This is a genomic window from Candidatus Zixiibacteriota bacterium, assembly GCA_036480375.1.
Classification (GTDB): Bacteria; Zixibacteria; MSB-5A5; order GN15; family JAAZOE01; genus JAZGGI01.
This window is the reverse complement of the sequence record JAZGGI010000024.1, coordinates 154068-179275: the sequence shown is the minus strand read 5'-3', so window position 1 is coordinate 179275 and position 25208 is coordinate 154068. Positions and strand designations below refer to the sequence as shown.

Genomic DNA, 25208 nt, shown 5'->3' with positions numbered 1-25208 from the left:
CATCCTAACTTATTTTTCTGCCAAATATCCTTACTATCCTTTTCGATCTTACTGGCGTAGGATTCAAAAATAAGTTGCTGCGCATTTGCGCTTTATTTGATTTATCGACTGCCCCAATAACCTTGAGACCCTTTTGTTTGTAATTATCAAAGACATAAGCCAATAGATACGGTCCGATTCTCATCCCTCGAAATACCGGAGATGTATTCGTATCTGATGATATTACTTCGTTTTCCCCCGGAGTAAGCGTAAATCCTGACTCCGGTTCCGTATCGGATGTGAATATTCCCCAAGTGATAGCGACGATTTCATTTCTATATAAGGCGGCAAAACAATCGCAATCATTTTGAAAGCGAGCCCGAACAGTTTTATCCTTATCTGATCCAATTCCAGCGCCGTAAAATGACACAATCCGCTCTATCCAATTAGGTGTTAGTTTCCGGCAATGAATTCCATCCATTCTTGGTTTCAAGTCGTTTTCTGCGATACCATTGTAGTTGAATATTATGAAAACGCGATATTCGAATATCCTGCGAGATATGCTTGTCAGCATTTTGCCGAATGTCGCTTTCAAGCCATAAAATGCTTTGTAAAACTTGAATTTGCTTTTCAGGCGCTCTATAATCCCAGTCCCCGGAAAAAGCCTAACAAGTAATAGTTTTTTTAAACTATCATAGATAACGGAATTTAAATATTGAAACTTACCGCAATAAATTTTAATTCGCATATTTGTGCGCTCCGCATTGCACAATAATTCCTTATACTGTGTCCGGCCGCGGCCAAAATCAACAATATCCATTCCCTCTCGAATAAATTTCTCGAGAGATTGGAGATAGATAATAAATCCCGGAGATTTTCGGCCATAATACATGTTATGTGTGAGAAGATAATTATGAATCGACGAACGATAGTGAAATACGATCATCTGAGCCAGACGGGTATCGTCGCATTTGAGACTTAACAAAAACATTTGTTGTCCGGGACAAAGCTCTTCAATTAGCCGCCGAATAAATCTTTGATGGCGGATATTTACAAATTCACTAATGCCGCCTTTTTCAAACCAACGGTTAATATGATTATGAAAAAACCAGTACATCTGGCGACCGACATCATCGGGATTTTTTATGACTTCTAATTCGACATCGCCAATTTTTTTAAAATAGTTAAATTTCTTTCGAAAAGTCTTGTTCCTCCTGACGGAGAATTCTGAGCGTTCGATGCTTTTTCCGTTATATTCATATGCCAGACACACATCAGATTCCAGAATCCGATAATTGGAATATTTATTATTGAGAATATTTCGGAGGCATTTATATGAATGCGAATATTCCGGAAGTTCCGAGAAATCGATATGAGTCCAGTCATTTTTATGAGACATTAAATATCGCAGAGTGGCATCGACAATGAAATTGATATCCGTCCCGATAAAACCGTTATAATCGTTTTCTTTACCGCCCAAAAAGCTTATTATTTTATGTCTTCCGGGGCCATTAAAATCGGTCTTCATTAAGGGGGCGATACCGACAATATCATCATTTCTTTTTACGGTAAGAATATAAAGGTCATGTCCATCGCCAAAACATTCCCACCATATCGAAGCCCATTTAAATGATTGAAAGATCGAATAATTCTTTTGCGATTCAGCCAATTCATTCCACACTTGACATAAACCATCAAACTCATCAACCGTGTTAATCCTATCAATCTGAGAATTGCTCATATTATCGCTCATTATATTGCGATCCCGTGGCCAGCATCTCCATTTCAAGGGGCTTTTTATTTAAATAATAAGCCCCCGAGACCAATATTCTAAAATCATTAAACCGGACAGCACTCCCTATGCCAATCCGTCGGAGAAGATAACGATTGTCTTTATACGTTACTCGGCCCGATTCGGTAGTGAAAGCGTAATCGAAATTTTCGGATACGAGGCGGTAAGACTCTTTGGATATATCCTGGAGTCTGCCATTGGGATAGGCAAATCCCGCGATCTTAATATTAAGTTTCGTCTCTAAATCATTTTTGCTTCCTAAAATCTCATCACGCAATTCATCAACCGGCGTCTGACTCAATATTGGGTGATTTCTCGTATGCGCCCCAATATGAAAAAGTCCGCTATTATGCAATTCCAGAACCTGATTCCAGGACATCGGATTATACAGATTTTCTAATCCGGCTTTAAACTCACTGCCGTAATGCGATTCAAGATGATCAATGACTCTCTTCCTAAAACTATCGGGGATTAATTTGAGCCTGTAATTTAATTGTCTGATTGAGTCTCTTTTTTCTTCAGGAGATATTAGTGAATACTGTCCTAAGCCAAATGATTCCAAATTAAGATTTTTTTCACCCGACGATTTAATCAGTATTTTTACGCGGTCTGGCCACAGAAACGATATCTTCTCTGCCTTATCCCTAATAAATCGACTGGTTATGTAAATGGCCGCGGGAATATTCAATTTCCTCAGGATCGGAAAGGCATGTTCAAAAACACTTTGATAACCGTCATCAAATGTCAGTATCGCCGTATTCTGAATAATTGATCCCGTTTTCAGCATTTCAAATAGTTCTTCCGGCTTGACTATATTATAAAATTCCTTAATATAATTCATCTGGCGTTCAAATTCAGGAAGCGATAATTGGGTCCAGTCTGTCACATCAGGGTTATTTGTGACTCCGTGATACATTAGCGCCAACGGAGATTTTTTATTCACGGCTTTGGCGATTCGCCAGAGCTGCAAATATCTAATGCTTGATTTTATCGTGTTCTTATAAACGCTCATCAGTTTTGCCAAATACGAATATGAATTTACTCAAATAGTCTGCAACGATTTTAAATAAGTTATCGATAACGCAAAAATCAATTATAATTCATTCCCTGCTTTTTTCCCAGGCCGCTTTCTGGGAACCGGTAAGGTATTTTAGCATTCCCAAAATCGAGGCGAAGTTCACGGCCACGAAGTAATACGGCACATAAAAAAGAAAATTAGTCAGGTTGCGTTTGCCGAGCCATCCTGTTAATGCCAGTAAATAAAAAAGAACCTGGATTCCTAACATCCATCCGTAAAACATATTCTCGGTACCCTGCAGGACTATATTAGACAGCAATAGAATTATCATAAATAATCCCGCTATCCAGCGAAGCAGCTTATGAGATATAAACATGAACGAGATTTTGGGGTACGCAAATGGATTGAAAAATAATTTCATTCGCCGAAACATCATTTGAAATCCGCCGGCAATCATTCGTACTTTTCTTTTGAATTCTCCGGAAACCGAAGCCGCGGCATCTTCATATCCAATTGCCTGGGAATCGCATATCATGCACTTCTTATCCAGCAGACTTCGTGAAGCGAGAAACCAATCATCCGTGATTGTATCGGTAGGAATAGTCCGGGCATATTTTCTTCTGATGGCATACATCGCTCCGTCAACGGTAATCATCGTCGCCCAGTTATTTTCGGCGGTGTGAACTGCTTTTTCATATTTCGAATAAAGCGACTCCCCGGCTATCTCACCGTCGGCCGATTTTAAGATTACATTGCCGACGACCGCTCCGACAGTATCATCTGAGAAATTATTTACTAACTTTTTGACGGCGTTAGGTTCAAACATCACGTTCGCGTCAGTCAATACACATATTTCACCGGTACAGTTTCCAAATGCGGTATTCAACGCCGTCGCTTTGCCACCGCGGTTGGGGTTGGCGAAAAATTTCATTCGCGCGTCAGTATATTCGGAAACAATTTCATTTGTGGCATCACTTGAACCGTCAGAAACAATTATAATTTCGAACTTATGAGATGGATAATCACAAGACAAAGCGTTTTGGACTTTTTCGGCGATTACTTTTTCTTCGTTATAGGCGCATATTATCAGGGAAACCTTTGGCAGGTCGTAGTTATTGGCATTATTTGTTCGTTTTGATCCTCCCAGGACAAACATCAACACCGGATAACCAATATAAGTATAAAACAAAACTCCCAGGGAAATCCAGAATATGTTTAAAGCTGCCAGTTCCATATTTATCTCAATATTCCCCGATAAATATCAAAAAACTTTTCCGACCAGTTGACAATATCGTATTCCGATTTGAGCTTATCTCGCCCTTCCCGCGCGAATTGATTTCTCAGCTTTTCATCATCAATCAGCTTACTTAATGCATCCGCCAATTGATTCGGCGCTGACGGCTCAATCAGAAAACCATCTACACCGTCATTTATCAAGGCCGTACTTCCGCCAACGGAAGTCATAACCAGGGGCAATCCTGAAGCCGCCGCTTCCAGCGCGGTCAAGGGAGTGCCTTCGGCCAGAGAAGACAGGCAAAATACGTCGATTGAATTAAAGAACGACCGCATATCATTTACATACCCGGCCATGATAAGTTTATCAGCGACTCCATTTTCTTTGGCGGCTTCAAGAATCTTTTCCTTTTCCGGTCCGTCTCCGGCGATTACCAGGCGACATCTATTCCGCATATCTTCTGGTATTATTGCCAGCCCTTTGACAAGATCGGTATGCGCCTTTTCCAGAGACAATCGACCGGCAGTGCCGATTATAATCTCATCCGATGCCACGCCCCAGCTTTCACGAAAATTTTTATCAGGCGGTTTTGAAAAATATTCAAAATCAATCGCATTGGGTATTAATATCAATTTATCTTTATCAATTCCCGAAAAGACCAGTGAATCGTAAACCCCTTTCGAAACGCAAATGATTTTATGGGCGAATCGTAATATGAATCGATCGATTTTTTCGTTTCTTTTCAACTTTTCATCGGCAGATGTAAAACCATGTGATGTAGCGACAATGGGCACGCCGGTTAATTTAGACGCCAAAACTCCCACGATATCACTCTTGTAACCGTGAGTATGTAAGAGACTGACTTTTTGCCGCTTTATAATTCGCATCAATGCCTTCACATCCCGTAAATCCCAGCGGCGACACATCGGAATCCGATCAACGGTCGTATCAGTCGCGAACACAGATTTCAGAAATTTGGTTCCGGTTCCGTCAGATCCCCGGACAAATGAAGTCACTCGCATTTCGTACGGACAATTGTCTTTTCTGTCAATCAAATTTAAAAGTACTTTTTCGGCTCCGGCGATTTCCATCGCGGCAATAACGTGCATGATTACCGGACGATTCGGTTTTCGATATATCGGATGAACTTTTTCTTCGAGAAGACTCTCTATTTTCTCGGCGCGATTTGTCCAGGAATTTTCTCGCGCGATCTTAACCTGTTTTGATTTTATCTCATCCGTTTGACCTGACAAAAGATTTTCAATCCCTGATTCCATATCACCGGCTGATTTGGCGATTGTCAAGCCCTCGGAATATGAATGCACCGAAGGAAGATCGGTCGTTATCACCGGTTTGCCGGAAGCCATATACTCAAGAAGTTTAAGCGGATTAGCGTTTATCGTTATTTCGCTGATTCTATATGGGATGATACAGACGTCAAAGCCTTTCAGATAGTTGGGCAATTCCTCATACGGTTTTGGACCCAATAGATGAACATTGGGAAGATTATCAATAAGCGAGGTATCGGTATCGCAAGGACCGATAAGAACCAGCGACCATTCCGGATGCCGGGAAAAAATATCTTTGAGCATCTCAAAATCGAACCAGTCCCGTATCAAACCGTAATAGCCGATAACGGATTTCTTTATTGTGCGCAAATCACCGGGGATATCTGATTCGGTTAACCTTTCGGTTTGCGCGAAATGTTCATAATCGCATCCATGCGGTAGTTTATATATCGACGGATTATATTTCGATTTGGTTTCCACCAGCCGGTCGGAAACCACAAGAAGCAGATCGGATTGAATCAAAAGAAGCCGTTCCAGCGAAGCGACCAAATCTTTATCGAACTGCGTAAATTCCGAAAACTCATCCCCGATGTAATAAACATTTGCTTTTTCACCCAGGGCATCGAGCATAATCGCCGCGGTCGGACAGGACGACCACTGGATAATCGAGGCTATATTATTTTTCCTTAAATATCGTTGGATATTAAATTTGAGAATCTGGCGGTTAATCCACCGAATCAGGGAATATTTGAAAAGCGGAATGACCAGAGGCGAGAGAACAAATATATTCGGTTCAACTTCCTTAACTCCGGCGAAAAATTTGCCAATCTTTGAGAAAATCCGGCCGACATCGCCTTTAGATACTGATGGAACACGCAAACCGAGACTATCAACCCAAAGAATAGTATGATTGGATGACAATTTTCGCATCAAATGCTGCGTCGATGACGGGAGCCGCCCCCAATCTTCGGCGTAGCATACTAAGGCATCATTTTGGCGATTTCCGTTGTTTTCCACAGCCTCACCGTGATGATTTGATCGCCTTTTCCCTATTACGCATATCGATCTCTTCCTGAGTAAGCTGGCGAATCACTTTGGCGGGCACTCCGGCAGCAACACTGTACGGCGGGATGCTCTTCGTAACCAGTGCGCCACAACCTATCTGGCTATATTCGCCGATAGTTACGCCCGGCATAACCGTTACACAGTGTCCCAGGAGGACTTTCTTTTTAATATGCACCGGGGCGACAATATGCGGTTCTCGTTGAGTATTATGGACAAAGATCGTACATCGCCAGCCAATCCCGACGCCCTCATCAATAGTAACAAGTTCGGGGAAATTATCTTCTATCCATGTCTCACGGCAGATATAAGCCGGTTCATCGCCCATAGCGACATTTACGCCCATAAAACGATATAAACGGCTTCTCATTTTCCAGCCGAAGACCCAATCGCGGGTAAATTTGCTAAGGATTTTGAAAAACCAATCCCAACGCTCCAATCTTTTGGGCCGTTGTTTTCGGTATTCGCTCATAATGTAATAATTTTCCATAAAACCTCCGCACAATTCGCGTCGATTGTTAATTACTCTTTAATTTATTCGCCGATTCCAATAGAATGGCGATGTTATCTATATCCCTATCGGTAACTCCAAAATGCGTTGGCAATGTAATCAAGGCATCCGCCACTTTCTCAGCAATGGGACAATAACTATCTCTGGTCATATCTGACGATAGTTCCGGTATGGCGCTAACCGTTCCCGGGTACATGCCGGAAATCCCCAACGGGTGGCCTTTTTTCAAAATTTTCTCTCTTTTTATATTATCGTAAATCAGGACAGGCATCCTTAGATAACATGGCTCGTCATTTATCGGGGTTTCCGGGAGCATTATACCATTTATTCCACTTAAAACCGCCCTGTATTTATTAGAGATTTTTATGCGATCTTCATTAATCTGATCGAGTCTTTCCATCATTATTTGGCCCCGCCGGGTCCTTTTATCCGGCATTTTATTAACGGGAAAATCAGGATCATAAATTGTCTCGCCGATTTTTAGAAACGGCATATTATCCGGTATCCAGTAATAACGGCGATTGAATAATTTTTGATATACCTTCAATTGAAACCGGTCACTTTTATCCGAATATTCTTCTTCCGGCAGATTGGAATAATGAATTTCAAATTCCCTGAGTAATTCTTTATTTCTCACTACGACCGCTCCGCCATGAAGCGTCGTGATGCATTTGCCTCGCCCAAAACTCAAGACCAGGGCATCGCCAAACGACCCTACTTCCCGAGATTTTACTTTTGCCCCAAAAGCCTGAGCGGCATCGTCGATAAGCGCTACTCCCTTGTTTTTGCAAATCTCCTCAATTCTCTCTACTGCTCCGGGGATACCCAGGAGGTGTGTTACGATCACGGCACAGGTTTTCTCGCCGATTGAATTCACAAGGATATCGGGATCTATGCTCAAAGTATTTAATTCAATATCAACCGGCTTGACTTTCAAACCGGCCTTCATTATCGCTGACGGTACCGACCAGCAAGTGTAGTCAGGGATAATGATTTCGTTTCTATCCGGATAAATTTTCTTCAGAGACGTTAACAATAAATACAAAGCCGTCCGGCCCGAATTCGTTAAAAATGTTTCGCCGCCTAATCTAACGGAAATCATTTCGGCAAAACTCGAATCTGCTGAAGAAGCGTTCCCGTCTATAACGAGTTTGTCAATCGGTACGCCGGTCGGGGGCAAAGTGTTAAACATAATTCGTTAAGGAAGCTTGGTTACGATTTTAGGGCCTATAAGATTCGCTATAGGCACCGGCAATTTTCGCCATATTCCAATAAGCAGTTTAAATTTTGGATTATTCGGATTTAATTCCGGAAGAGAGTCTTTGGCATAGAGCTGATATTGCCAGACTTGCTCTTTGGGATTTTTCACCCATTGCTTTTTAAACCGATAGGTTCCAGCGCCTTCACTGCTACGGCCAAAGTCAAAAACTTTCGAGCCTTTTTCTATACATCGCTTGATTATTTCCCAGTACATGATATTGTTGGGGCAATATTTCAAAAACTCACGGCGGGCCGATGCCGACGGTACCGTTGAATATTTCCGATAATGAAGAAGCAACGCCGCGGCAATCGGTTCGTTGTCCATCCTGACCAGGGCGATTTCAGAAGTATCTCCAAAATGATTAAAAATCTCGGCGAATAGACTTTTGGGCCAGACTGGTGTTCCCAGATCTCTCATATTACGGGAGAATATCCTGTAGAATTCATCAAGCAAATCAGTTTTACCAAAACATACGATAAGTCCTGATTTTTCAGCTTTTCTAACCTGATTGCGGGCCTTGGCATCGAATGATGCCCAGACTTTGTCTTGCCCCCCCGTTAAATCAAGATGAAATTCCCTCTTATCAAGTTTCTCTGTTAAATTTGGTAGATGCATGCCGACGGCTCGCATTTCTAAAAACTGACATCCCAAATCACGCGCCTCATTGCCGGCATTTGAAATTAATAGCTCGGCAATTTCCGCCGAATCGGCGACCGGCCCGCCATAATCCAGCCATGGCAGGGAAATCATATAACGGCCAAAAAGCACGCTCTTCATATAGATATTGGGAAAAATCCCGACGATTTTATTATCGTGTTCTGCCAGATAATAGTAGGGCATTGCTTTGAATGAGTTTTGAAAAACAGCCTGCCATTCCCATTGATGACAATAGGTACAGTACGGATTTTGTTCGGCATACTCATTCCAGCGCTGGCCATCATCGTTTCTCACCCGCCGAACCGTGGTCGTATTTATTTCAACAGAACCGGCGTTCATAAACTATCGCTACCCGTGATATTGCTATCGGTTTTAGTAATTTTCTCACCATTGTCGGCAATTTTGAACTCATCTGAAAATTCTGTATTAAATCCATCTTAGTTTAGCCTCTTGAGTTCCGATGCATGAGTATTCTCTATCTTATTATTATCGGTTGTTTTCATTAATTGACTATTTATTGCCGTTAGGCTCGCCGTTGACGCGATCAAGAAGTAAAGCATGTAATTAAAGGCCTGGGTGAGAAAAAACGCGCTGACGCCAAAGCCAATCAGGCCTGTAAAAATGGCGTCTTTTATCAAAGTTATCTTTTTCTTCTGCTCATCCGTACCGGCCGGCTGTAATCGTCTCATCAGCATTAAGCAATACAAGTATAAATACATAAAAATTGCCAATCCAATCAATCCGGTTTCACCGCCAACTTGAATAAGCGTATTATGTGGCGCCTGCCATTTGGCGGCCCCGAATCCGGCCGGTCGGAAGGCCAATCCAAAGGCCGTTTCAAAACATCCTACTCCTACTCCGGTAACCGGTCGTGCTATCATCATATTTATGCCTGCCTGCCAGGCATATATTCGGCCCATCGCTGAGGCATCCTGATTATAAGTACCGATTGTTGAATATCGATCGGTAAATTCAGAAGGCAGCAACATAAGTATTAGCGCGATTACAACTAAAAATACTACCAATCCGATTGCTTTGTTTTTGCCTTTCATAGCCATAAAAAAAACGACGGCCAAAAGGCCCAGAAGACCTCCCCGGGATTTGGTCATTACGACGCCGAGAATGAGAAGAACTATGACACCCCACTGAATAATTTTGTAATAAGGTACGGGAGTGTTTTTTAATTTATAAAATATTGTTAAGGGAATCGCGGTAACCAATATTAATGCGACGTCATTTGCGTCACCAAACATCCCCTGACCAATAAGAGAGCCGGCTCTAATATCCCCTGAAATAAAAGAATAAATAGTCGAAAGGCATAATACGACAATGCAGGCAATCGCGATCAATGTGATTGTACGCAGTTTCTTAAGATCCCGGACAATATTAACAAAGAGAAGGTAGAAGAGGATGATTTTTAGGAAATCCAGCGACACGTCCAACGATTTGGTCGGCCAAAAAGAAAGAGGCACTGAAATAAAAAGAGTCGCAGCAAAGGCAATCAGTAATACTGCCTGACGGCCACCTAATTCAAAATCTCTGGATCTTATGCGGCTAAAGATCAGCGCAATTAACGTCGCTCCGCCAATTATCTTGGCCAGTGGAATAACCGCCAGGGCAGGCATAATATCGGTTGGCCTGATAAAATTCAATATAACAAAAATGATTAAACCACAGAATGGATATAGAATGATCATTGCCATCCCCAATACCGACAGAATGATCGCGAAAACCACCGTTTGATCACCAATAACTAATCCTACTCCTCCAGCTAAAGAAGCGGTAATTATAAGAAGATAGAGCCAGGTCAGCTTCGGTGCTGCCTGCAATTGCCGATCCGGCATACGGCTAAATGTATCTTTGGAACTTGTCATTTTCTCCAGCGAAAATTCTTCCCAGTTTAACAACATCCCTGTTTCGAATGATAATACATTATACGAATAAATAAGCGATAATGCCTACAACTGTTTATCTGATGCCTTTTGAAATTCCATGACAGCGTCGGCGAAAAACTTAGCTGCCCAGTTTGGAAATTCGAACCTCCCGTATTGTCCATCGATAGGGTAAGATCCTTTTATTCCACCACGCGTATTTAAATTTCCCGTTGTTACATTTTGGATCGAACAGACATAATCAAGCGCCTTTCCGGCGCCTTCAAGAAATTCTTTGTCCTTACCCAATGATGATAGTTTACTCCAGATAATAGACATCTGGCAGGTTCCGGGTAAACAACTGTAACCGGCGGCAGCGTTCCATTTATTATCGAATCGTCCGGCCAGATACCCGTCTTCTCGTAATCTGCCCAATACTTTCCGGGCGGAATCAATGGCGGCGTCGACATAATCAGTTCGTGAGGCCGCCAATCCGCATTCGAGAATACCTCGAATTGCGTAGGCGATGGTATGCGTCAACGGCTTATTATTATCGGTCAGGCAATTATTTTCAAACCATCCATTCGAGTTTCTCTGCGTCAGGGCCCAGTCAATATTTTTTAGCGCGGCGTTTATAAAATCATCGTTCCCGGTGATTTCGCCCCCTCGGATCATAGCCCAGGCAGTGCGGACATTATAAGTGTTCAAACCATACGTTGCCACAACCGAACCGTGTTTAGTCCAAGCTCCGTTTTCGTCCTGGGCTTCAAATAACCATTTACAGGCGCGATCGACAGCGTCCTTATACTTTTCATCGCCTGTCTCATTGTAGGTATTAACCCATCCAAATATTACCTGGCCGGTGTTAAAAATGGTCGGTTTTTTGGGCATCGTCGCTACCGTGCCTCCGGGAATCCCCCCTTCGGGGAATTGCTGTCCCAAAAGCCAGTCGGCGGCTTTTATTGCTATCTTCAGAATTGCCTCATTTTTGGACTGATGATAATAATCAATCAGCGTTGGGATAATATAGCCGGTCGTCTCGGGATATGAAGGTTCCCACCCCAGAATCAAATTGTATGCCCGAGCGAAACCGTCATCCGGCGTCGCATCCTGCGCCCGGGTGAGCCAGCTAATCGCTTCGGCCAGATGAGTTGTGTGTTCTGTCGGTTGAGATTTAGACAGGCCAAGTCGGTCTTTAATCATTAAAAGATAGAGACCGAATCGTCCTATACCGCCGTTTTTTTGGATGTCTTCGTTTCCTGTTTTATACATCTGAGCAGTTCCTCAAACAATTGCTTCCGCCAGTTCCATTCGGTAAAACTATGATTGCTGTCTTTTATGACCTTTTTGAAATAGCTTTCCCGATACTTCTCAAGTATCTGTGCTCCTTTGTCATTTTCAAAATATTTCTCAAATTCGTTTTTCAAGGGATCATTTTCAGCAAATACAAAATACGCCTTGCGCCCGCTGGTAAAATATTCGTCAAATTTCGCCAATAAGTCATCATTAAAATTGAATTTTTTCTCTTCATTGGAAGGCCCGGCAGAATTTGTACTTTTACCCCCTGAAAATTTCGATTTAACTATCTGAGCAATGCCTCGGAAATCGGATTTGAAGCTTAAAATCCGCAACCAGGCGCGGGGTGAAAATACTTTTTTCAAATATGACTCGTACATAAATTTCAGGTGCCATTCACTCATCTCCCCCGCCCGTTCCTGCCGAGCCAGATTGGAATCGAGGGCGACCGGCAGATTCAATAAGAAGATAGAAATGACCTCTTCCGATTTTACCGCTGTATATAGCGATGTGTTTGAACCGCCGCATAAACCGGTCAGAATAAATTTTTTACATCCCGATTTTTCCTTAAGCGCCTCAATCGCATTTAACGCATCGTTGGAAAACAGCCCGGTCTGTATAAAACCGTTTATATCGGCATGCAATTCGTTCACCTCACCGGTTGGCGATAAATGTCCCTGAGAATCACCGCACCCATGATAATCAAAACGCATGACCGGATATCCATGTCCGGCCAGAAAATCAGCGATGATAACGTTTATGCGTCCGTAACCAATCCGGTTTTTGAGTCCTGCCGAACATAAAACAGCACCCAGTTCCCGCCGATTATTCTCATCCGGCAGATGAATCATTCCGTTAAGATGATTATCACCTGATTTAAATCGGATCACTTCCCGTTTGATTTTTCGAATCTTATCCGGCATTTGAGTTCAAAAACTCCATCGTTTTTTCAATCGGTTCGTCGGGCCAGGCGATATATCGGGGAATCAATTTCCAGAATTGATCGCATTTCGTTATCGCTGACATGTTTCCGTTGGCATTCAATTCAACACTTTCAGTAAAATCATTCCATTTCTTTTCGCGACGCTGAGGCTTGGGGTCGAGTTCCAACAGACAAAGCGCTCCTTGAAAATTCCTCAAATCTTTCGCGATATCTCGCTCAGTCATGTATGTATACCAGTCCAGGGACAAATCGTATCCGTCAATATTTACGGTTTCGCCAGCCCGCATTTTTTCTACTAACGTTTTTCTATTGGTAATGACTTTGCGGTGAACCAAAAGCTGGGTTGTCAAGTTGGCGCGCAAAATCGTATCGGCATATTGCCCGCCGTTTATCATTGCCCCCCACAAAATCATAAAATCAGGCTTCAGTTCTATTGCTGCACGGGCGGCAAGATTACAACCGTAACGCATGCCAAAGAATCCAATCCGCTCCACACCCTTTTTATCTTTTAACTCTCGAAAGCAAAATTCAATATCTTTGAAAGCATCTTCGGGAGTGAAATCAGAAAACATCCCGGTTGATTCGCCCTGACCGCGGAAATCAAAACACAGAACATTATATCCATTTTGAGCCAGATAATTGGCCCAGTTTGCCAGCGCCCGCCGGGAATCCTGCTTTTCCTCTAAAATCGGATCGCAAAACAAAATCCCGATACCATTTTGATTTGACTCATGAGGTTGATAGTGTGAAATGAACAGGTCATGGCCGTCAATTGGTGAAAAACATCGATCCGGGATGATTGAGTTATCCTGATTGAACAAAAACTACCTCAAATTCAATTGTGAAGTTATCAACTTTCAATGACCCTGATACTTGAATTTTCGCGATTTCCGCCGCATTCACGGGCCGCATATTCCAAAAACTTATAAAATGGCCCATCCGGATTATCGGGGTCATTTAATTGAACATATCGGCTTTTTGGGGCATGTTCTTTGGTCACCGGCAGGAGAACTTTTTGAGCGGCAATAAAATCGGCGGCGACGGGATCGGTCGAAGCAACTAATGCCTTTGGTCTGGCCGACAACGCTTTTACAATCCGACTGCCATATCCAACCCAGTCGGCTGTTATAATACTCAAATCCGGTTTCCTGACGTTTTGAATCCAATACCCCAGGGCGCCTCCGGTATGATGAAATTCGACCAAATCAGTTTCTTTCAAAAACCTGTTCATCATATCTCGAGCCCGCCAATGGAAATTAGCAGTTCGCCGAAATCTTTCCCAAAAGGGGGAAGTCAGCCCAACATAATGAGTATTAAAGGTTTCTTTTGGCTGGGGAGCCGGAAACCCGCATGACATATCGACCACACCCATGAGGTTTTTCACCGAGGCAGTTACGCCGCAATAAGCGCCATGATGATTGAGCGATGGCATATTGACAAATTTTACCGGTTGTTCGGTATATTTGCCGTTTTCAAAGGCTCCATTTTTCAAATCAATTGTAATTCCACTATACGAAGAGGTCATAATCGGGTAGGTCATAACGCATTTATTGCCGTTTCTGGCCAGATAATAATTGTTTTCGTCCCAGACATATCCATCTCCTGCCTCGGGCCCGGAAACGACGCTATCTCCGAAAGCGTCGCCCTGCATAGGAGATGGATTACTGCCACCGTCATGCCAATGATATTTGGTTACATTTTTATATCCGGCCTTTTGGAAATATTCGACCAATTGATTGAGATTAAAGCGGCCGTTGGGCACCAGGGTGGTCCAGCCGCGGGAGTTGTCATCCTGAAACTGATGATTATCGGCGATGATAATCTCGCCTTTGAAATTGGGAATATCAAGTATAATCTGAATCAGAGCGGCCATGCTGTCGGTATTGGTCATTCCCTGAAGCCACCATTGAGAATTCGGTTTGATAATAACTATATCTTCTCGGCCGATAATACTCTCAATCCCACCCATCAAATCGATGAGACGGCTCATATTTTCTTCCGGAGTTCCATTTCTAATTAAAAAGACATCGGACGGTACCGATTGTCTTACCAAGATTTTAGTCGGCGTTGATTTCACAGCGGCCAAAATATTCTTTTTCTTTCTAAAGACCCACAGCCCGGCCAAAGAAATCAGTAAATTCTTAACAAATTGTCTGCGATCCATTATCATTAATTAATCCCCAGGCGTCAATATCATTGTCCGGGATATTTTGTAAACATTAATAAATACGGCGGCTAAATCAATTATAATTAATCATAAATTGAGCAATTGAATGTTGGGTACTTTCTGAGGGGAATTTATTTGCCGTTTTTGTACTGCTCAATTAAATTAAGGACTTCTTGCTCCGTTGCCTGACCGTTGCGGAATTGCATAATTTTTCGATCAATATCGGATCGCGTGACACTGGGACTATTAAAATCATAGCCCTGGACAACCATCTGGGCTTCATCAATGGTACCCCAATCGACTTCTGTCAGATAATTATTCATATATTTCCGTAATGGCCCAGCCATATTATCAGGGTCATTATAAGTCTGACGCCAACCGCCAAGCGGATAGACGATGTGTTTTGAGGCCCAATAATCCAACGCTACCGGATCGGTTGATGCCAGGACTGTTTTGGTTTGAATCGGATTGGGGTCCTGGCGTCCCTGATGACCGCACCATTCAGCGGTAGTAATATACAAATCGGCTCGCCTAATATGCTTGACAAACATACCGACTGCACCGCCTCCGGCCGGAAAACCAATGCGGTGGAAATCCGAATATTGGCCGTAAAAAGCGCCCGATAATTCCACGAGACCGTAATAATTCTTAACGGCCGAGGTAACGCCCGCGTAACCACTATGGAAATTCAGTGCCGACATCATGATAAAAAAACATTTAGTCGATAGATATTGCCCACCCTGCCAGCAACCATTCTTGATATCGACCGTAATTCCCGAATGAGTCGATGTAAAGATCGGATAAGTCATAATGGTAGAAGGATAACTAAGGTTCTGATTGAATTCCCATCCGCCCTCAGGGACAAAATACTCCAAATCGGTTCTTCTGACATACCCGTCACCGTCAGAAGGGCCGGTAACTTCCTGACTGCCTCGACCGACGTCAAGTAAATGATATTTGCTGACATTTATTTCCCCGCCATGATCGTGAATCGCAGGATATAAACCTCGGTTATTTTCGTAATAATTCAAAAGAGTACTGACATTCATGGCGCCGTTGTGCGTCATATCAGGAGTATTCCATAAATTATTGGTGCTTGTATCGGGGCTGGTTTTATGGATATTCTCAGCGAGGATTATTTCACCGGTAAAACCGGGAATATTCAGGATGGTGTCTATTAGACCTTTCAGGCAATCGGTGTTGGTTCCCCCCTGTAACACCTGCTGGCAATTGGGCTTAATAACAACGACATCATCGCCGCCAATGAAATTACCGATGCCACCCATAATATCAAATATCTTCTCGACATTCTGGGCTGGAGTTCCGTTCTTGACATAAAAGACATTTGAAGCGTTTTTGCTTTCTACCGGATTCCATTGAACCAAATTCTCAAATGGAGTATTAGCGACCGCCATTACGCCTCCGGCATAATAGCCGACTCGCCGTAAAAATTCACGCCTGGTTAGTTTATCTTCCGCCATAATTAATTCAGACTTCGGGAATTAATATCTTTCAAATAAGTTAACCGCCACAGCATAAATCCGGACCATCCTTAAAGACATAATTAATCATAAAAACCGCGTCACCGACATTACACCTGCCGTCACAATTTAGATCTCCGTCAGTGATCGGATCCGGCAATGGCCCGAATTTAAACACGCAATTAATTAAAAACACGATATCCCCGATATCGGCGCTGTTATCCCGGTTAACATCTCCGCATAAATACTGAACGCTGACATTGACGGCGTCAGCGATAGTAAAAAAGTTTGATGTCGCGGAATACATCACCGCCGAATGTATCGGAAACTGATAATCACCGGATTGACTGCTAATTACTTTCAGGACAATTCGAGCGGTATTCCCCGGATTGAGGACATTATTATAAACCGATTGACTGTCGGGATCGTCCAAAACGAAATAATGTGTCGAATATCCGTCGACAATCTCACCGATCGCGCTTTCTATATAGCGGTGATTAATATTTAATGAATTTATGGTAACGCCCGTTGAAATAATTTCAAACTCGGGAGGCAGCGTTTCCGAAAAATAAAGACCCATCAATGTAAAAGATTCATCATTTGTAACTTCTCGGATGATAGTCAAAGTATCATCAAGGCGAAATTGATTTCCGCTCAATGAGTATGTGCAATTGATATTAGATCCTGACGGGTAGATGGTGTCCTGGCAAAAGCCGTTATTAACGGGAATCAGTAAGATTATCGGAATAAATATTAGAACATACTTTCTCATAAACCTTCCCGGATCAAAAACCGCAGTTTTTGTCCCCTATTTTGCAGACTTATATAAGATGTCACTCAAAGACATATACGTCAAGCGTAAAGTATTTAATTGACTGGATGAATTCGCAGATAGACGGGATCAATGTCACTATAAAACGATATCGATATTGATCCCGGCTACTATTTCAAAAGAACCATTTTCTTTGATTCGGAATAATCTTCAGTGAAGATATTATAAAAATACACTCCGGAAGAGGCTTGATTACCGTTTTTGTCGCGTCCGTCCCATTCGGCCGTATAAACGCCCTCATTCTGGTACTCATCGACCAAAACGGCCGTCTGCTGTCCTAAAATATTGTAAACGGCAATCGTAACATGTGATTCAATCGGAATGGTATAATCAAATCGAGTATAGGGATTGAAGGGGTTGGGGTAATTTTGAGATAATTCAAATCTGGTCGGCAATCCATCATCGTCATTCTGGACAAAATCGAAACCGGCTTCACCATGAGTAACGTTTGATATTTCCGATTCATTATTCGACTCATCGATTGAAACCACGGCGACCCAGTATTCCTGGGCTTCGATTAATCCGGTTAAGGTCACGGTCTGCTGATTGCCAGATTGTACCGGATTGGGCGGAGTATCCCATAAGTCTGCCGATTGCCAGTTTTCGGCCGTCAATGTATCGGTCGAATAGGCAATTATATATCGATTGGCGAGGCCCAAATTCCAGTCATCACCCGGAGCAGTCCAGCTCAGGATTAATTCTCCGTAGCTGCCGGTTTCAACCTGCAAATCAGCAACCGGATCGGGAGCCAGAGTATCGACCGTTGCGGTCGTTATAGTCAATACATTGGACAATCCCGACCAGTTAGGGACTTCATCGGCCGCTTTAATGGCAATATAATACTGAACGCCTGAAGCCAGTCCGGTAATCGCGAATGACTCGGTTGTATTGGCCACACTGGGAGTAGGCTCGTTCTGCACCTGAGTCGCCGAATCCCAATTGGCCTCCGTAATAGGTACGGTGGAATACCTGATATCATATTGGGCGGCATAACCAAACTGCCCATCATCCCCCGGCGCCGTCCATGATACAATAGCGGCATTATCCGTCACAGCGGCGGAAAATGTTTGAGAATTACACAGAAGCATTATCGTCAATAGAAAAATCAGGCATATGAAAATTAGTTTTTTCATGTCATAGTATCCGAGTATATAAATCCTGGTACTCATCTTTGACTCCCATTTAAGTCTTCGGTCGCATGTCCGAAAAGATTACATACAAAATTCGGGCCGAATAAACGGAAATGTTAAGTGCATTATCTGACAGGTGGTTAGAGGCGGAAAAATAAAGAATTATGGGGATTTTCCCATACCGGAAATGTTCGATTATTGAGAACTGAGCAAGAATTATACAGGATTAAAGTTAATGGTAAAAATCCAATTTTTCAGTCGGTCGATTCGTCTCGCCAGATGGAAAAAGATTCTCGTTTTAATTGAGGTGCGTCATCGAATTCATCGATATATAGCCAATACAAAATCTGAAAAGACAGAATCGCCACAAATGACATGTTATCTTTGAATGACAGATGAGTGTCCGAAAATCTTGAGCATTTAGTTCTTAATTTGGACACCGCCGAATGATTAAATACTCCGGCTTTATTCAAATAACTCTCAGACAACATTTCATCGACATATTCCGGTGAATCCGGTTGCACAAAGCAATTGGAATCGGGAGCCATATACGGCTGTTTAACCCGCCTGGTAATGGAGTCGGGAAGAACATCAGCCATTGCTTTTTTGAGAACATATTTTTCGTTCAGGCCGCTGATCTTGTAACCCGGAGGAATCTGGGCGGCGAATTCGACAAAGTTATGATCCAGAAACGGAAAGCGCCCCTCAATCGAATTAGCGGCTGCCACGCGATCACCTTGGGAAGAAAGTAAGTAACCGGCCAACAATGATTTCGCCTCAAGAAATTGTGCCCGCGCCAGATGATGCCATCTCGGATAGTTTTTCGGGAGGTTGTTGCCATAAGCTGAAATGGCATCGTGCCCGGCAACCCTGTCGCGAATATCTTTGGTAAAGAAATCTTTAATTTTCGATGTCGTGTTAATCCTCGGAATATGAGAAAAATAATATTCGCTTGTTTTTTCGAGTCCGGATTTATAAAACGTTTCAAGATAAAATTTGGCTCGCGCCCCCGAGACCGGAAGAGTCGGGTACAGTTTTTTGAGTAATTTGGGCCGCTTTTCCGAATCGGGATTTCTTGACCAGAACTCGCGAATAATCGCTTCCTTGAAAATATCATACCCGCCGAGTATTTCATCCGAACCCTCTCCGGTAAGAACCACTTTGAAATTTTTTTCGTGGACCAGAGCCGAGAGCAGATACAGCGGTGTTGGAGCGGTTCTGATAAGCGGCCGCTCGGCATGCCAGATAACTTTTGGAAAGGCTTCGGCAATCGTATTATAATCGCAGGTTACGACATGATGACTCGTCCCCAGATATTTGGCCATCTCTTTCTGATAAACCGATTCATCAAAGGCTTTATCCTCGAAGGCTACCGAAAAAGTTTCCAACCGGGTTTTATCAAGCTGGCGTATCAATGCCGTCGTCGCCGACGAATCCAACCCCCCCGATAAATAAGCCCCGACGGGAACATCGGCGCGCAATCTCAGCCTGACAGCCTCAGTTAATTTTTCTTTTAATTCTTCAGCGTATGATTCGACCGGGCGAGAATAATCAAATTCAGCCGGAAAATCCATTTGCCAATAGCGGCCTTGATTTATCTGACCGTCTTTTATCTCCAACCATGTTCCCGCTTCGAGTTCATTGATATTTTCAAACGGCGTCCGCGGCGGCGCCGAAGTCCACCAGGCGAAAGTTTCATCGAGAGCTTTATAATCAATCAGGCGCGAAATTGACCGGTCACAAAAAATCGCCTTCATTTCCGAGGCGAAATACAACCGACCTTTATGAGTCGCGTAAAATACCGGTCGAATACCCAATCTGTCGCGGGAAATGAATAGAGATTTTTCTGATTTATCATATATAGCAAAAGCAAACTGGCCGTTGAATCGACTCAGGCAATCTTTGCCCCATTCTTCATAAGAATGGACAATTACTTCGGTATCCGATTTGGTTTTGAACTTATGCCCCAGCGATTCCAGTTCGGGGCGAAGCTCAACATAATTATATATTTCGCCATTGAAAGATATCCAGATTGTTTCATCTTCGTTGGAGAGAGGCTGCGACCCGGTCGACAAATCGATGATCGATAAACGCGCCTGCCCCAATCCACAACGATTATCGAAATAGGCTCCGAATTCATCCGGGCCGCGGTGGCGCAGGATTGACACCATTCTGATAATTAAATCATAATCGGGAGTGGTATTTTGATTGAGTTGAAAATATCCGGCGATTCCACACATAATACATAATTCTTATTATCAATCTCGCGCCTAAAATATAATAACTTTCCCCAGGCGAGTTGAATGGAAAAGAACTTATGCCGCCGTTTTGGCGGTCACATAATCGGCGATCTTGCTTATTGAATCGAGATTATCGGGTATTAATTCCTCATCCTCGACCTTGATAGAGAAATTTTCCTCCAGAAAAAGCACCAGTTCCAAAATACCGGTCGAATCAATCGTCCCTGACTCCAAAAGTGAGTCATCATTTCCGATACTTAAATCTTCATCGAAAATAAACTGCTCGGAGATGAATTCCGCTACCCTTTTGCTAATTTCCTGTCTATCCATAGTCTTCCATTTAATCCGGTTAATTATACTCCCTTACGTCCGAATATCAAAAATGTATGGAGTCTTTTATAAAAATTCAATATATATGTTATATCGAGACGTAAGGCAATATAATTAACCGAGTATTACGGGGTATGAATATGGCGTTTCATAAAGATATTTTAAGGATAGATGCCGAACAGGAAGCCGAGTTTATCGCCAGGACCATTAAGCGGCAGGTGAGGCAGGATTTAAAACGAGGCGGTGTCGTCGTCGGCATCTCAGGAGGAATTGACTCATCGGTCGTAGCGGCCCTGTGCGTTAAAGCCCTCGGCCCGGAAAAAGTCCTGGGAGTTATGCTCCCCGAAAAAGAATCGAGCCCGGATAGTAAAAACCTGGCTCAGATTCTGGCTGACGGCTTAGGTATCGAATCAATCGTTGTGAATATCGCTCCGGCTCTGGAAGGCTTCGAATGTTATCGGAAACGGGATGATGCTCTGAAACGAGTTTTTCCCGAATACGGCGAGGGTTATGATGTCAAAATAACCAATGCTGCCCGCCCTCTCGAAAAAGCATCGTTCAATTTCTTTAATGCCACAATTATAGCTCCCGATGGAACCGAACAAACCAAACGCTTGCCTCGTGATGAATATTTGCAAATTGTCGCCGCGTCCAACTATAAACAACGCACGCGCATGTCGCATCTGTATTATCAGGCCGAACGCCTTAATTACGCCGTAGCCGGTACCGGTCAGAAAGACGAACACGAACTTGGATTTTTTGTCAAATACGGCGACGGCGGAGCCGATTTCAAGCCGATTGCGCATCTATTCAAAATGCAGGTTTATATGCTGGCTGAGACTCTACCGGTCCCTGAAGAAATCCGTAAACGCCAACCGACAACCGATACTTACACCGCCGAAGTTACTCATGAGGAATTTTTCTACGGGATGCCGTTTGAAATTATGGATCCCTGCTGGTACGGCCTTGAAAACGACTATCCCCCCGAAGAAGTCGCCGAAGCATTAGGCCTGACGACCGAACAGGTCGAGCGGGTTTACAAAGATATTCAGCAGAAAATGCGTGGCACCCGTTACCTTCGCATGCCCCCGGTTCATGTTGATGATTGAGAACTTATAAACCCAATCAAGGGAATTTATTGACTTCTAATTTGTGGCCAATTGACTGTCAATTAGCCCATGATATAACTGATACTACCGTCCCATCAGTAGGCGATTCTATTTGAATCGTAATATCAAAATTGCGATCAATCGCTAACTCTAGTTGAGATACCCACAATTTATATAAGTCCGGGTCCGCGGAAAATGGCTTATCACCATCATCCCACAAAACATACAAATACCCTGAAGACATTTTAATCATTGCCCGGGCTTTATTTATCTTCAACCAATCTACTTTACTTTTATCCGTCGTACTCATCTTATTTCCCTTTCCATTGAAAACTTTTATAAAAATATTTTACTTTAGCGTAATGATTCCACAATTTTCAAAACCAATTCCTCGTCCCCGCGAAATCGCAACTTACCAGTAAAAAAAGCAGTAATCGGAGCAAGTTTCCCGCTTATTATTTTTTCTAAAGTATCCGGCTCAAGAGCAATTTCTATATCAGGATTATCAACTTTGCTTTTTTCTGCTCCAAATCTTCCTTTATCAGCATGCACCAAGATATACTTAGGTATCTCTCCATGATAAATGGCAAACTGAATACTGACGGGCTCTCCGACTGACACCATTTTCTCTGACATGATAGTCAGCGCTTGAGTTATATTACCGTCAACCTTATTAAGATAATCTTGAAGCTTTGGATAAGATTTCATACAAATCTCCTTTCAAAATTATTAAATTGCATCATGAAATATCTACTTTCTTCCCGCAGGCATCGCAACCTGCGGGAAGATAAGGAGCTAATTTTCATACACTATTGTATTCAGCCAATTTACGAGATATCACAATTATCCAACACCCCTGAATTCCTTTGTATTATTATCCTCTTTACACTCCGGAATCATGTTTTTGTAATCGGCCATTACTTCAATAATCGCATTGGGTTTGAATACCCAATCTGACAGATAAAATACCACTTGAACACTCTGACCGGGACCCAGAGCCGGAGTTATCGCAATCGCGTTATTATTTTGTGGAGCTATTTTGTCCATTGCGCGCGCAATTGATGAACCGGCCGTTGAATTGCCAATATTTTTTATAGTCACTCTAACGATGGTGCCTTTATTCTTTTCATCAAATATCGGCTTTTCAATCTTTTCAACAATAAGATCGGGACATCTGCTCTCTTCAGAAGTTTGTGCCCAAACGCGTTCGATGTCGATGGATTTGACTTCACCGTTTAGATCGGCAACGGAATATACGGCAACAATATCGAGTTTCACCATGCTTTCAAGGATAACGAAACCCTTTATAAAATCCTCGCGTGATCTGGTATGATTCCGTATATCATCGCAGTCTATTTCCATAGCGGTTCCCGGTGGCAATTCACTCTTAAAAAAATCAGTTGCGGGTCCTGGTTTCTCGCCGGGCAGCGCAATGGCGAATTTCTTACGATATAAAGCAGTAGAATCATTTGCGTTTAATACATTTATCGCGGTCCAATAAGCTCCCGGAGCCAATATTTTGCCCCCCTCCTTTCCGCAAATGAATTTTACGGTGTACTTGTACAATGCGCTGCTTTCCGCATTGATTGCCGATGAAAACAGAAACATCGCCCCTAAAAAGAGCGCTCCGACAATAATCCTCCTTGTCATAATTTCTCCTTTCTTTTGTTTAATTTAATGCACACAGACTCCATAATAATCATAGAATATCATTGATTTATTATGCTCACATTTATGCGACTCTGATCTACCAAACACTCTTATTGCATATAGCTGTCATCGAAGGACACAAAATGAGAATTTCCCAAGAGCTTTTCTATATTAGCTATTACTATTTATAATGTCAATATTAAAATTCCGGATTTTATCAATTCTGAGAAGTTATTTTGAAAATCTTATGCCATTTAAGAACACTTTACAAATCATGGCCAATTCACAATATTGAATATAAGGCATCATTGACCTGTAAATACCTGGAATATCAAATATGAAAATTGATTTGAAAACAGGATTGCTTTTTGCGGCAATAACGATCCTATTATGCTCTGGTTTCGGCATGTGTGCATCCTCTATCGTCGGATATTTTACATTTAGAATAGATCGCAATAGGACTATTTTACCGGTGAGAATTGGAGCATCGGATACTCTGGATATCATCCTCGACAGCGGGATGGGTTTCGAAGGGTTTTACTTTTTTCATAAGGAACTAAAAGAGCAATTGAATTTAAATACTCTCCGCGAAGTAATCGTTCCCGGAGCGGGAAGCGGAGAAGGTTCGAAAGCATGGCAAGCCGATTCGGCAACGGCTTTTATCGGGGATATGGTATTTGAAAATCAAATGCTAATAATTTCTCAAAGCGAATATACTCAAACTTTTTCATCCGACGGCGTCACCGGATGGACCTTGTTGGGACCGTATGCGGTCGAAATAAATTATGATAAAATGCTAATAACCATGCACGATCCGGCAAAATTAACAATTGATAGTTCATGGACCGCTCTGGATATAAACCTGAAAAAGAATATTCCTTTCCTTGATGCCGCCATTAGTATCGCCGGCGAAGATGATATCCCCATCACTTGTTATATCGATTTCGCGGCGGGCGAAGCATTGGAACTTTTAGAGCGACCCGACATGAAATTTACTTTACCCGAAAGTCTGACCGAGTCATATCTCGGCACAGGCCTCAGCGGTGATATTTACGGACGGTACGGACGCATTGCCAAATTAAAACTGGCATCGTTCGAAATGACCGATGTGAAGACCGCATTTGCAAAAGCAGAAGTTCGCTCCAAGCAAGAGGGCGCCGATGGCATTATTGGGAGCGACGCCCTGAGACGGTTCAATGTTATTTTCGATTACAATAATCTGAAATTATATCTGAAGCCAAATAGCAATTATGATGAACCGTTTGAATAATTAAAGAGGATCTATCAGGCAATTAATGAAGTAGCAACCTGGCGGCAAAAAGTAATATGGCGAGGATACAGATATCTCTATTTATA

At 42.7% G+C, this 25208-nt stretch carries 22 protein-coding genes; 2 read left to right on the top strand and 20 right to left on the bottom strand.

Translation table 11 applies throughout. The features are described 5' to 3' along the window. Window positions 1-4: 4 nt before the first annotated feature. The 17 genes from V3V99_06905 to V3V99_06825 all read right to left on the bottom strand — a co-directional run bounded on the left by V3V99_06905 (window position 5) and on the right by V3V99_06825 (window position 21093). On the bottom strand, window positions 5-1732 hold the full coding sequence (locus tag V3V99_06905; GenBank protein MEE9442381.1) for a GNAT family N-acetyltransferase: 1728 nt from the start codon (window positions 1730-1732) through the stop codon (window positions 5-7). Beyond that, window positions 1722-2783 carry a polysaccharide deacetylase family protein gene (locus tag V3V99_06900; GenBank protein ID MEE9442380.1) on the bottom strand — a complete coding sequence of 354 codons (1062 nt, stop codon included), beginning with the start codon at window positions 2781-2783 and terminating at the stop codon, window positions 1722-1724. Before V3V99_06900 ends, V3V99_06905 begins: the two co-directional genes overlap by 11 nt. Before the next feature lie 88 nt (window positions 2784-2871). Further along, window positions 2872-4023 carry a glycosyltransferase family 2 protein gene (locus V3V99_06895; protein ID MEE9442379.1) on the bottom strand — a complete coding sequence of 384 codons (1152 nt, stop codon included), beginning with the start codon at window positions 4021-4023 and terminating at the stop codon, window positions 2872-2874. 2 nt (window positions 4024-4025) lie between these two features. Continuing rightward, the gene (locus V3V99_06890; GenBank protein MEE9442378.1) at window positions 4026-6329 is read right to left on the bottom strand and encodes a glycosyltransferase; all 2304 of its coding nucleotides are present in this window, start codon (window positions 6327-6329) and stop codon (window positions 4026-4028) included. Between the two features lie 4 nt (window positions 6330-6333). Further along, complete coding sequence (locus V3V99_06885; protein MEE9442377.1) at window positions 6334-6864, bottom strand: acyltransferase; 531 nt, start codon at window positions 6862-6864, stop codon at window positions 6334-6336. Between the two features lie 28 nt (window positions 6865-6892). Beyond that, window positions 6893-8077 (bottom strand): aminotransferase class V-fold PLP-dependent enzyme, encoded by a 1185-nt coding sequence (locus tag V3V99_06880; protein MEE9442376.1) that lies wholly within the window; start codon window positions 8075-8077, stop codon window positions 6893-6895. 6 nt (window positions 8078-8083) lie between these two features. Continuing rightward, complete coding sequence (locus tag V3V99_06875) at window positions 8084-9142, bottom strand: FemAB family XrtA/PEP-CTERM system-associated protein (protein MEE9442375.1); 1059 nt, start codon at window positions 9140-9142, stop codon at window positions 8084-8086. Between the two features lie 98 nt (window positions 9143-9240). Then, complete coding sequence (locus tag V3V99_06870) at window positions 9241-10677, bottom strand: O-antigen ligase family protein (GenBank protein ID MEE9442374.1); 1437 nt, start codon at window positions 10675-10677, stop codon at window positions 9241-9243. Window positions 10678-10761: 84 nt separating this feature from the next. Next, a complete protein-coding gene (locus tag V3V99_06865) occupies window positions 10762-11946 on the bottom strand; it encodes a beta-L-arabinofuranosidase domain-containing protein (GenBank protein MEE9442373.1) in 1185 nt (394 codons plus the stop codon). Beyond that, window positions 11901-12893: a hypothetical protein gene (locus V3V99_06860; GenBank protein MEE9442372.1), complete on the bottom strand. Its 993-nt coding sequence runs from the start codon at window positions 12891-12893 to the stop codon at window positions 11901-11903. The genes V3V99_06865 and V3V99_06860 overlap by 46 nt, the downstream gene beginning before the upstream one ends. Next, complete coding sequence (locus tag V3V99_06855; GenBank protein ID MEE9442371.1) at window positions 12883-13734, bottom strand: alpha/beta fold hydrolase; 852 nt, start codon at window positions 13732-13734, stop codon at window positions 12883-12885. The genes V3V99_06860 and V3V99_06855 overlap by 11 nt, the downstream gene beginning before the upstream one ends. 29 nt (window positions 13735-13763) lie before the next feature. After that, entirely contained in the window at window positions 13764-15083 is a 1320-nt protein-coding gene (locus tag V3V99_06850; GenBank protein ID MEE9442370.1) for a DUF362 domain-containing protein, read from the bottom strand. A gap of 128 nt (window positions 15084-15211) precedes the next feature. Beyond that, window positions 15212-16561: a DUF362 domain-containing protein gene (locus V3V99_06845; GenBank protein ID MEE9442369.1), complete on the bottom strand. Its 1350-nt coding sequence runs from the start codon at window positions 16559-16561 to the stop codon at window positions 15212-15214. A gap of 40 nt (window positions 16562-16601) precedes the next feature. Beyond that, window positions 16602-17333, bottom strand: coding sequence for a dockerin type I domain-containing protein (locus V3V99_06840; GenBank protein MEE9442368.1), 732 nt, complete (start codon window positions 17331-17333; stop codon window positions 16602-16604). Window positions 17334-17503: 170 nt separating this feature from the next. Beyond that, on the bottom strand, window positions 17504-18562 hold the full coding sequence (locus V3V99_06835; protein MEE9442367.1) for a T9SS type A sorting domain-containing protein: 1059 nt from the start codon (window positions 18560-18562) through the stop codon (window positions 17504-17506). A 215-nt stretch (window positions 18563-18777) separates the two neighbouring features. Beyond that, window positions 18778-20763 (bottom strand): asparagine synthase (glutamine-hydrolyzing), encoded by a 1986-nt coding sequence (gene asnB, locus V3V99_06830; protein ID MEE9442366.1) that lies wholly within the window; start codon window positions 20761-20763, stop codon window positions 18778-18780. A gap of 75 nt (window positions 20764-20838) precedes the next feature. Continuing rightward, window positions 20839-21093, bottom strand: coding sequence for an acyl carrier protein (locus V3V99_06825; protein MEE9442365.1), 255 nt, complete (start codon window positions 21091-21093; stop codon window positions 20839-20841). 140 nt (window positions 21094-21233) lie between these two features. Between V3V99_06825 and nadE the strand changes: the two genes are divergently transcribed. Continuing rightward, window positions 21234-22202, top strand: coding sequence for an NAD(+) synthase (nadE, locus tag V3V99_06820; GenBank protein MEE9442364.1), 969 nt, complete (start codon window positions 21234-21236; stop codon window positions 22200-22202). Window positions 22203-22260: 58 nt separating this feature from the next. Here nadE and V3V99_06815 read toward each other — a convergent pair whose 3' ends face one another. The 3 genes from V3V99_06815 to V3V99_06805 all read right to left on the bottom strand — a co-directional run bounded on the left by V3V99_06815 (window position 22261) and on the right by V3V99_06805 (window position 23852). Further along, on the bottom strand, window positions 22261-22512 hold the full coding sequence (locus tag V3V99_06815) for a hypothetical protein (GenBank protein MEE9442363.1): 252 nt from the start codon (window positions 22510-22512) through the stop codon (window positions 22261-22263). Window positions 22513-22556: 44 nt separating this feature from the next. Then, window positions 22557-22910, bottom strand: coding sequence for an SCP2 sterol-binding domain-containing protein (locus tag V3V99_06810; protein ID MEE9442362.1), 354 nt, complete (start codon window positions 22908-22910; stop codon window positions 22557-22559). Window positions 22911-23045: 135 nt separating this feature from the next. After that, window positions 23046-23852 carry a CARDB domain-containing protein gene (locus V3V99_06805; protein ID MEE9442361.1) on the bottom strand — a complete coding sequence of 269 codons (807 nt, stop codon included), beginning with the start codon at window positions 23850-23852 and terminating at the stop codon, window positions 23046-23048. Window positions 23853-24189: 337 nt separating this feature from the next. On the opposite strand from V3V99_06805, the gene V3V99_06800 reads away from it, so the two are divergent. Continuing rightward, on the top strand, window positions 24190-25122 hold the full coding sequence (locus tag V3V99_06800) for a hypothetical protein (protein MEE9442360.1): 933 nt from the start codon (window positions 24190-24192) through the stop codon (window positions 25120-25122). Window positions 25123-25208 lie beyond the last annotated feature (86 nt).